The sequence below is a fragment of the Kitasatospora sp. NPDC127116 genome (assembly GCF_042677365.1).
Classification (GTDB): Bacteria; Actinomycetota; Actinomycetes; order Streptomycetales; family Streptomycetaceae; genus Kitasatospora; species Kitasatospora lactacystinica.
In genome coordinates, this window is the sequence record NZ_JBHXTL010000215.1 from 1 (window position 1) to 9,866 (window position 9,866).

8 protein-coding genes are annotated in these 9,866 nt (G+C 76.2%); 2 read left to right on the top strand and 6 right to left on the bottom strand.

Annotated features, from left to right (window positions below; genetic code table 11):
* Window positions 1-237: 237 nt before the first annotated feature.
* On the bottom strand, window positions 238-1,083 hold the full coding sequence (locus tag ACFVHV_RS41885; RefSeq protein WP_359912550.1) for a ferritin-like domain-containing protein: 846 nt from the start codon (window positions 1,081-1,083) through the stop codon (window positions 238-240).
* Window positions 1,084-1,411: 328 nt separating this feature from the next.
* Here ACFVHV_RS41885 and ACFVHV_RS41890 point away from each other — a divergent pair, with 328 nt between their 5' ends.
* A complete protein-coding gene (locus ACFVHV_RS41890) occupies window positions 1,412-2,785 on the top strand; it encodes an FAD-binding oxidoreductase (RefSeq protein WP_380358877.1) in 1,374 nt (457 codons plus the stop codon).
* Between the two features lie 21 nt (window positions 2,786-2,806).
* On the opposite strand, the gene ACFVHV_RS41895 is transcribed toward ACFVHV_RS41890, so the two are convergent.
* The 5 genes from ACFVHV_RS41895 to ACFVHV_RS41915 form a co-directional block, all read right to left on the bottom strand.
* Window positions 2,807-3,544 carry a class I SAM-dependent methyltransferase gene (locus ACFVHV_RS41895; RefSeq protein ID WP_359912556.1) on the bottom strand — a complete coding sequence of 246 codons (738 nt, stop codon included), beginning with the start codon at window positions 3,542-3,544 and terminating at the stop codon, window positions 2,807-2,809.
* A gap of 139 nt (window positions 3,545-3,683) precedes the next feature.
* Window positions 3,684-4,889 carry an MFS transporter gene (locus ACFVHV_RS41900; RefSeq protein WP_380358880.1) on the bottom strand — a complete coding sequence of 402 codons (1,206 nt, stop codon included), beginning with the start codon at window positions 4,887-4,889 and terminating at the stop codon, window positions 3,684-3,686.
* Between the two features lie 149 nt (window positions 4,890-5,038).
* Complete coding sequence (locus ACFVHV_RS41905; protein ID WP_380358883.1) at window positions 5,039-5,284, bottom strand: hypothetical protein; 246 nt, start codon at window positions 5,282-5,284, stop codon at window positions 5,039-5,041.
* Window positions 5,285-5,447: 163 nt separating this feature from the next.
* Window positions 5,448-6,899, bottom strand: coding sequence for a glutamate-cysteine ligase family protein (locus tag ACFVHV_RS41910; RefSeq protein WP_380358886.1), 1,452 nt, complete (start codon window positions 6,897-6,899; stop codon window positions 5,448-5,450).
* Complete coding sequence (locus ACFVHV_RS41915; RefSeq protein ID WP_359912568.1) at window positions 6,896-8,431, bottom strand: NAD(P)/FAD-dependent oxidoreductase; 1,536 nt, start codon at window positions 8,429-8,431, stop codon at window positions 6,896-6,898. The genes ACFVHV_RS41910 and ACFVHV_RS41915 overlap by 4 nt, the downstream gene beginning before the upstream one ends.
* A gap of 274 nt (window positions 8,432-8,705) precedes the next feature.
* Here ACFVHV_RS41915 and eccB point away from each other — a divergent pair.
* The coding region (gene eccB, locus ACFVHV_RS41920) for a type VII secretion protein EccB (RefSeq protein ID WP_380358889.1) at window positions 8,706-9,866 on the top strand (1,161 nt) is incomplete at its 3' end.

A 9,866-nucleotide genomic window follows, 5' to 3' on the forward strand; every position in this document is an offset into this window, starting at 1 on the left:
GGGGGGGGGGCCTCCGGGGGGGGGGTGGTGGGGGGGGGGTTTCCCCCGCCCCCCCCCCGCGGGGGGTGGGGGGGTTTTGTTGCGCGCTGGGGGGGGGGGGGCCGCCCCGCCCCCCCCCCGGGGGGGCCGCCCGCCTCGGTACAACCAGTGTTCGTTACTTGCTCGCGCGACGTGTGCTCACGCTGTACTTGTTGGCCGCCTTGGTCTCAGCGCGGACGGCAACCTTCTTGATCTCCATCACACCTCCATGTGTTCTCGCGTGGATTTTCGGCGCCGGGACAGTTCTTGCCGGTCGTCCCGGACGTTCAGGAGCACCCGCATGCGGGTGGCGTGTCGCGCCCGGAGCCAGGCGGCGACCCGTGGTGCCGGAGTACCGGGCAGCAGCCGGTGCACCAGCGCGGCCAGCTTGTCCACGTCGTTGTGCTTCTCCACCACCTGTTCGGCGGCGAGCAGCAACTCGGCGGGCATGCGGCGCAGTCGGTCCGCGCCGGGGCCGTGGGTGAGGTAGGCCATGCCGAGCGCGACGTGGCGGGACTCGTCGCGGCGCACCAGCCGGTACACCTCGCCCAGGCCCTCCTCGCGCAGGCCCTCGTCGAACCAGCGGAACTCGTCGGCGGCGAAGCCCTCGGCCAGGGTGTGGGCCAGGAAGCGGGCGGTGTAGTCGTCCAGGGACCACAGGTCGCGCGACAGCTCCTCGACGGCGTCGCCCGGATCCTTGACCGACCCGGCGACGGCGTGCGCGTAGCGGTGGAAGACCGCCGAGTGCTTGGCCTCGTCGGCCACCGCGGTGGCCAGCACCAGCTTCATGTCGCCCTCGGGGCAGGCGTGCAGCAGGCCCGCCGCCACGTCCATGCCGACCTGTTCGGCGTAGGTGCTGCCGCTCGCGAGCAGCCAGGAGAGCTCGGAGGGCTGGGCGGTCGCGGTCCGGTCCCGCAGGGCCCGGTGGACCACCTCGGCCGGCTCCCAGTCGTGCGAGCGGGCGTCGCGGATGAAGCGGTCGTGCAGGCCGGGGACGCCGCGGGCGCGGTAGCGGGCCACGCCCGACGGACGCGGCCGGTCCGGAGCGCCTTCGGTCCCAGCCATCCCTCACCCCGTTGCCGTCGTGCCGACCGATGTCATGTGCAGGGAAGCAAAACACGGCGGGCCCCGTTGTTCGAGCGCTTTCGTCGCTCCGGCCCCGCAAATGCGCCAAGATCCCGGTCCGCGGCGGGACTTGAGCGCTCCGCCGGGCGGTCCGAGGCTGACCAGCGGCGATCGGGACCGGCCGGGTCGCCGGCGTGACCCGTCCGGGAGGGTTCGGCCCGGAACGGAGGATGGCCGAAACCTGATGGATCATCAAACCTTCACGCACACGGTGTCGACGGGCCGCCTATCGTGTGTACGCCATGCATCGATCACGGGGGGTGCCGCCATGCCGGAGGACGACGTTCTGCCACGGGCGACACCGCCCGGGCACTGGCTGAGCCCCGGCGACGCCGGGTACGACGAGGCGCGCGCGGTGTGGAACGGGATGCACGACCGCCGCCCCGCCCGCATCGCCCGCTGCCGCACCGCGGCGGACGTGAGCGAGGCGCTGCGCCACGCGGCGGCCCACGGCCTCGACGTCACCGTCCGCGGCGGCGGCCACAACGTCGGCGGCAGCGCCGTCGCCGACGGCGCGCTGATGATCGACCTGTCGCCGATGCGCGCCGTCACCGTCGACCCGGAGGCCCGCACCGCCGAGGCCCAGGGCGGCTGCCTGCTCAGCGACCTCGACCGGGCCACCGCGCCGTACGAATTGGCCTGCCCCGCCGGCGTCATCTCCCACACCGGCCTGGGCGGACTGGCCCTCGGCGGCGGATACGGCTGGCTCGCCCGCCGCTGGGGCCTGACCTGCGACCACATCCTCGCCGCCGAGGTCGTCCTCGCCGACGGCTCGGTGGTCGAGGCCACCGAGGAGAGCCACCCCGAACTCCTCTGGGCGCTGCGCGGCGGCGGCGGGAACTTCGGCGTGGTCACCCGCTTCACGCTGCGGCTGCGCCCGGTCGGACCGGCGCTCTTCAGCATGGGCGTCCACGCGCTGGACGACGTCCCCGAGGCCCTGGCCGCCTACCGGGCATACACCGCGCGGCAGCCGGCCGGCCTGCACGTCGTCGGCGGGCTGAAGCGCGCGGGCGAGCAGGAGTGGATACCGGAGCACCTGCGGGGGCGGCACGCGCTGCTTCTCCTGGCGGTGTGGACCGGGGACCCGGAGGAGGGCCGGGCGCAGACCGAGGCGCTCTACCGGGAGGTCGCGCCCGCGGCCCGCGTCAGCATCCCCATGACCTACCCGCAGCTGCAGGCGCTCGGCGACAGCAGCGAGCCCAAGGGCGACCGGTACTTCGTCAAGTCCCGCTACCTCCAGGATCTTTCGCCCGAGGCCGTGGCCCGGCTGGTCGAGGCGACCAGGGCCAACCCGTCCGCGCTCTGCTCGATCGACTTCGAGTTCCTGCGCGGGGCCATCGCGGACGTCCCCGAGGAGGACTCCGCCTTCCCCGGCCGCGCCGCCCCCTACCAGGTGACGGCGGAGGCGCACTGGACCGACCCGGCGCGGGACGCGGAGCACATCGCCTGGTCGCGGGCGACGGTGGAGGGCCTGGAGGCCTTCGGCACCGGCGGGGCGTACGCCAACTACGTCCAGGGCGAGGGCGACCGGAAGGCGCGGGAGATCTACGGCCCGGAGCGCTACGCCCGGCTCGCGGCCGTGAAGAAGGCCTACGACCCGGCGAACGTCCTGCGCGGCAACCTGAACATCCGGCCCGAGTAGGGCGTGTCGGCCGCGCCGGGCTCAGAGCGGCGCGGACCCGCGCGGCCCGGCGACCAGCCAGTGCGCGGGCAGTTCGATCCGGGCGCCGTCGGGGGCGGACTCGGTGGTGGCCAGCGGCAGTTCACCGGTGGCGAGGACGTCGAGTCCGGCCGCGCGGAACAGCTCGGGGAAGACCGCGTCGGCGACCTCGGCCGGGGCGAGTCCGTGGGCGAACACGGGGCGCAGCTTCGGGGGCGGGCCGGACGGGCCGCGGACCAGCGCCTCCAGCACGCCCTTGGCCGCCTCGGCGAGCTCGAACACGAAGGCCCGGCCGCGGGCCCCGAGCAGGATGCGAATGCCTTCGGCCACGCGTTGGCGGTCGGCCGGCTCGCTCTGGTGGATCACCCCGCGCACGTACACGTTGGCGTCGCCGAGGCGCCGGTGGAGGGCCCGGACGGCCTCGGCGTCGGTGGCGTCCAAGCGGGTGAACTCGGCCCGCCCGGCGGGGTCGCCGCGCCGGGCGCGGTCCACCGCGGCGGCGGACAGGTCGACCCCGAGGGCGAGCGGGAAGTGCTCGGCGAGGAAGCGGGTCTGGGTGCCGTTGCCGCAGCCCAGGTCGACGACGGGCAGCGCGGGGTCGGCCAGGTGGGGGCGGAACAGGGTGAGGTGGCGTTCGGCGCCGAGGGCCGGTTCGGCGTCCCAGATCACCGCGCCCGGTTCCTCGGGCGCATCGCGCCAGAAGCCCTCCCAGGCGTCCAGGTAGCGGTTCGTCACGCTCATGGCGGGGACCTCCGGGTGTCACGCAACGTGTCTGGATCGTGTCTATCGGCACCCGGCCCGCGCGGCAAGCGGGTGCGGGCGGCACCCGGCGGGCGTGCGCGGGCGGCGCGCGACGGGCGCGTACGGGGGCGCGCGGGGGTCAGCTCCCGACGCGGCGCGCCTGGCGCAGCAGGTAGACGCCGGAGGCGGCGGCGAGCACGGCCATGCAGGCGGCGAAGACCAGACCCGCGTGGGCCAGACCGAGCGGTCCGGTGAGCAGGCCCACCCCGATGACCGGGACCGAGATGCCGAAGTAGGCGACCACGAACAGCGCCGACAGGGCGCCGCCCCGGTGCTCGGCGGGAGCGGCCGCGGCCACCTCGCCCACCGCCCCGCGCAGGCCCATGCCCTGCCCGGCGCCGCCCACCAGGGCGCTGAGCACCAGCGGGAGCACGGTCTCCCGGGCGAGCGAGGCGGCCAGCAGGGCCATCCCGGCGATCAGCACCAGGCAGCCCAGCGGGATCGCCCGGGCGGTGCCGAGCCGGGGCACCAGGAGCTGGCCGAGGGTGGAGGCGAAGAAGGCCGTGAAGACCACCAGGCCGATCACCGCGCGGTTGTGGACGCCCAGGTCGACGGCGAGGAAGGCGGGGCTGACCGAGGTGAACAGGCCCAGCAGGGAGAAGCCGGCGAAGGCGGCGACCGCGGCCGGCACGAACACCCGCCGGACCTCCGGCGGCAGGGACGGCCGGTCGGGCCGGGCCGTGCGCAGCGGGCGGGCCCCGGCGACCGTCTCGGGCAGCAGCCAGGTGAGCGCGAACGAGACGGCGAGCAGCCCCAGGTGCACGACGAACGGCAGGACCAGGGGGTTGGGCGCGTACTGCGAGAGCACGCCCGACAGCAGTGGCCCGCAGCCGAGCCCGCCCATGTTGGCGGCGGTCGCGACGAAGCCCGCGCGGGCCCGGTGCCCGGGCGGGGCGAGTTCCAGCACGTACGCCGTCCCGGTGCCGGTGAACAGGCCGGCCGAGAACCCGGACAGCAGGCGGCCCAGGCAGAGCAGGGCGACGCTGTCCGCGCTGAGGAAGACCACGGCGCTGGCCGCCGAGCAGACCAGCCCGCAGAGCAGCACGGGCCGGCGGCCGACGGAGTCCGAGACGTTGCCGATCAGCAGCAGGACGCCGATGACACCGAAGGCGTACACCGCGAACACGACCGTCACCGTCAGCTCGGAGAAGCCGAGCTTCTCCTGGTACAGCCCGTACAGCGGGGTGGGCAGGGTGGTGCCCGCCATGCAGACGGCGAAAGCGGCGGCGGCGACGAGGTGCCCCACCCGGGCGATGCCGGGCCGGGCGGTCCGACGATCGGTCATTCGCCCACCATAGGCGCGCACCCCGGGCCGGGGCCGTGCCGTGCGGGGGAGCGCTGCGCCGAATGGCGGTCCGAGCCGGGCCGCCGCCGGGCGCGGACCGCCGCTCGGACGGTCGTCCGGACCGCCGCTCGGGCGGCTGTCGGGCGGTGTCAGCGGTCCGGGTGCCAGGTGGCTTCGAGGGCGGTGGTGCCGTCCGGCCGGGGCGCGGGGCGCCACCGGGCGCGCAGGCCGGACGGGCGGCCGGACGGGCGGGGCGTACCGATCGCGCCGAGCACGGTGTTGTCGAGCGGGCTGGCGGCCAGCCGGTCCAGCACCCGCGCGACGGCGGTGCGCAGGCCGTGGCCGTGGCGGGGCACGTCGGGGACGACGGAACGGAACCCAGCGAGGACGGACATGCGGCTCACCTCCGGGAGGACCTGCGGGTCGTGCAGGTGCGGTCCGTCCAGCTTCCGCCGGTTCGCGGCCGCCGCGGCCCGGATTGACGGGCTGCTGACACCGCGCTGACGAACTGCTGACGCGGAGGTGTCCGCCGGGGGGCGCCGGGGGTCCGCCGGGGCGTCAGACCCGGTAGGCGGCGACGTAGCGGGCCGGGTCGCGGCGCAGGTCCCCGTGCCAGCGCTCGCGGCACTGCTCGGCGAAGGTCCGTCCGGTGGCGAGGATCTCCTCCAGCGGGTCCAGGTACCCGAGCACGTGCGGCGGTTCGAGGCCGGCCGCGATCCGGGCGGCGAGGCCGGCCCGGGCCAGCCGCAGCAGCTCGGCGGCCAGCGGGCGGACCGGGTCGCCGCCGAGGCGGGTGGCCAGGCCGAGGGCGGGCAGCTCGGCGAGCGCCGCCCGGTGGTCGTGCAGGGTGTAGCGGCCGAGCAGCTCCCAGGCGGCGGAGAGGGAGGCGGGGTGGTAGCTGAGTCCGGCCCAGAGCGCGGGGACGGCCGGGACGAACGGGTACGGCGGGCCGTCCGAGGCGCGCAGTTCCAGGGTGTCGCGGACCCTGGTGCTGGTCCAGAGCTGGTTGAGGTGGGACCTCCAGTGGGCCGGGGTCGGCCGCGAGCCGTCCGGGTAGCCGTGCCGGAGCAGTTCGGCGAAGGTGCGCCCGGGTGGAGCCGGGTGGTAGCGGCCGTCCGGGGTGCGGTAGTGGATCAGCGGGATGCCGAGCGCCCAGTCGACGACGGACCCGACGGTGACGTCGGGGCGCAGCGCGGGCGGCAGCACTCCGCCCCGGCGGGGGTCCATCCGCAGCCAGGCCCAGCACCGGTGGGACAGCCGTCCGCTGGAGGAGCTTCCCTCCTGCAGCGGCGAGTTGACGAGCAGGGCGGAGACCACCGGGGCGGCGGCGGTCTGCATCCGCAGCTTGCGGGTGAAGTCGGCGGGGGAGAGGTAGTCCAGGGTGACCTGGGTGGACAGCGACAGGGCCATCACGTACCGGGCGCGGCTGCCGGGCTCGCCGAGCCCGGTGAAGTAGTCCCGCATGATGGCGCCCCGGGTCATCGGCACCCACCGCATGTCGGCGAGCCGGTCGAAGGGCAGGTAGGCGCCGGGCAGCAGGGCGAGGCCGAACCGGCCGACCAGCTCGGCGAGTTGCTCCAGGGCGGCGCGCATGTCGTCCACCGCCTTGGCCACGGACGGGACGGGCGTCGAGGAGTACTCGATCTGGCCGCCGTGCTCCAGGGTGATCTGGCTGCCGTCCGGGAGCCGGACCCCGGTGAGCCGTCCGGCGTCCTCCTGCCGCTCGCCGCCCCACCTGGCCAGCACGGCCTCCAGGACGGCCAGCACGCCGCGCTCGCCGTCGTAGCGGGCGGCCAGTCCGGTGACCGGGTCGACCAGGCCGCACTCGACCTCGATGCCGATCAGCTCGCCGCGGCCGGGCCGGAACGGGGCCAGCAGTTCGGCCCGGCCGAAAGCCGGGCCAGGGCCCGCGGCGGGGTCCGCGGCGGGGTCCGGGTCCGTCGGGTCCGGGTCCGCGAGGTCCGGCGCCGGGGCGGGGTCCGGAGCCGGACCGGCCTCGTCCTCCGTCACACCGCCCCCACCCGGGTGGCGACCCGGGGGTGCCCGGCCCGGTCGAGCAGCGCGCCCACCGCGCCCAGGGCGGACTGCGCCGCGCCCTGGCACCAGGCGTGGGCGCCGGACAGGTGCTCGCCGGCGAAGAAGATCCGCGGTTGCCCCGCCGGGTGCGGGGAGCCGAGCACGGACAGGTAGCGGGTGTGCTCGCCGGGCGTCAGGTGGGCGAAGGCGCCGCCGCCCATGCCGGTCTGCACGTCCCAGTTGCAGTGCACGATGTCGTCCACGTCCCCCGTGATGCCCGGGTGGAGCCGTTCCAGGCAGTCCAGCACCAGCGCGTCCCGGTCCGCCGGCTCCAGTGCGGCGAAGCGGCGGGCGTTGGCACCCCACAGGTACGCGCCGAGCAGGGCCGTCGGCTCGGCCGAGCGCAGCGGGTCGCGCACCGCCCAGCGGGGGCCGGAACCGCCGTTGACCCCGTCCTTCTTCGCCCGCACCGCGTTGTCCGACGGGTACCAGCACTGCTGGATCGGCAGGTCCGTGAAGCTGCCGCCGCCGTGGATGCCGTCCTCCAGCTCCCAGCGGCGGCGGGTGAGGTGCAGGACGGTCTTGATGCTGCTCGCGTAGCTGATGCCGCGGATGGCGTGCCGCTGGGCGTGCGGCAGGCCCGGGGTGACGGTGATCCGGTCGAGCGCGGGCGCCGGGACGCAGCACACCACGTAGTCGACGTCCTCGTGCAGCCGGGCGCCGATCCGCCGGCCGTGCAGCCGGACGCCGTCCGTGGTCAGCGTCAGTTCGTCGACCTGGGTGGAGAGCCGCAGCGTGCCGGGGCGCAGCGAGCCGACGAAGGCGTGGATCAGCGCCTCCAGCCCGTCGACCAGCTCGACCTGCCCGCGGTGGAACAGGCCGAAGTAGTCGACCAGCACCTCCAGCAGCGAGGACTGCTCGTAGTGGGCGAGGCCGGTGGCGTGGCCGACCAGGTCCCAGGCGTCCTGCGACAGGTGCTCGTGGACGAACTGCCACAGCGACACCGAGGCCGCCCGCTCCAGCGCCGGGTCGTCCCAATGGCCCTCCAGGGTGCGGCGCTGCTGCTCCACGGTCAGGGTGCGCCACACCGAGCCGAGCAGGTGGTCCAGCACCGGGCCCGGGGGCTGCCGCTCGGCCGGGCGCAGCTCGTACGCGGGGAACAGCGTCGCGACGTCCTGCACCCGGGCCCGCCGGCCGCGAAGGTGGTAGTAGGCGTGCGGGTTGGCGTTGACGAAGGGGCGGGTCGCCAGCCGGAACCGGGAGACGTAGTGCAGCACGCAGTGGTGGTTGCCGGGGATGCGCATGGCGCCGAGGTCCACGTGGGTGCCGTCCCAGAAGCGGTGGGTGCGCACCCGCCCGCCCGGCCGGTTCGCCCGCTCGTACACGACGACGTCGAATCCGCGGCGCTGCAGCTCGTAGGCGCACACCAGCCCGGAGACGCCCGCCCCGACCACCGCCACCCGGCCCCGGGCGCCGGCCACGGGTTCCTCCAGCGAACGCGGGAATGCAAAGCTCGTCTCGAACATCGGCACCGTACCCCTCTGAGGCGGGACCCCCGCCCCAGCCTCGGCCAGGCACCCCGGGCATGCCACTTCGCGGCGCCGATGCGAGTGACGGGTGGGGCCCGGCCCGGTCCTGGCGCGCCCGGCCCCGTCCTGGTGCACCCCGCCCCGCCCCGGTGGGCCCGGGCGGCGGCGGTGAACCCGGCCGGTGCGGGGGGCCGTAGGACCGTAGTGGGCGCGCGCAGCGGTGCGGCCGCGAAGCAGCGGGTGCGTCCGTGAGGAACCGGGGAGGAACTGGATGCAGTCCCGACGCGACCAGGTGCAGGCACACCTGTTCGTGATGAGCAGGCTGGCCTCGGGCATGCTGCGGGCGGAGCCCGACGCGCCGGACACCCCCACCGGGCGCACCACCCGGGGCACCATGACGGGCCTGGCGGTGGGGGTGCTGATCGGGCTGGGCGTCACGGTGTACGGGGTGATCCGGCCCGGTGGCGGTGACGGCTGGGCCAAGCCCGGCACGCTGGTGGTGGTCGAGGAGACCGGTGCCCGGTACCTGTCCATCGGCGGGCAGCTGCACCCGGTGCTGAACGACACCAGCGCCAGGCTGCTGGCCGGTGAGCAGATGACGGTGCGGCAGGTGAGCCGGGCGTCGATCGCGGACGCGCCGCGCGGCGCCCCGGTCGGGATCGTCGGCGCCCCGGACGGGCTGCCGCCGGCCGCCGACCTGGCGGGCGGCACCTGGCTGGTCTGCGCCACCGCCCAGCCAGGCCCGGCCGGCACCCCGGTGCCGAAGCTCGCCCTGCTGGTGGACCCGGCGGCCGAGGGGCGGGCGCTGGCGCCCGGCCAGGGTCTGCTGGTCGCCGCCCCGGACGGTTCGACGCATCTGCTCTGGCAGGGCCAGCGGCTGCGCGTCGACACCGCCAACCAGGCGCTCCAGGCGCTCGGCTACGGCGGTGCGACGCCGTTCCCGGTGCCGGCCGGGGTGCTGAACGCGCTGCCGGCCGGGCCCGACCTCGCGGCGCCCGCCGTCGCCCGGCGCGGCGAGGCGGGCCCGGCGCTGGGCGGGAAGCCGACCCGGATCGGCCAGCTCTTCGAGGCCCCCGGCGGCGCGCACTACCTGCTCACCAAGGACGGCCTCGCCCCGCTCACCCCGACCCTGTACGCCCTGCTGCTCGGTGACCCGCGCACCCAGAAGGAGGCGTACGGCAGCGCGGCCCCGGCGCCCGCGCCGATCGGCGCCCTGGACCTCGCCGGGCACACCGCGCCCGGCGGACCGCCGCCCCCGGGGCTCCCGGAGGCGCCGCCGACGCTGGTCGCCCCGCTGCACGGCGAGGGCGTCTGCGCCGACCTGCACACCGGCGCCGGCGCCCCGACCACCGCCGTCACCGTGCTGCCCGCCGGCCGGGCCTACGAGGGCCGCCCCCCGGCGGCCCCCGGCGGGGCGGGGGGGGGGGGGGGG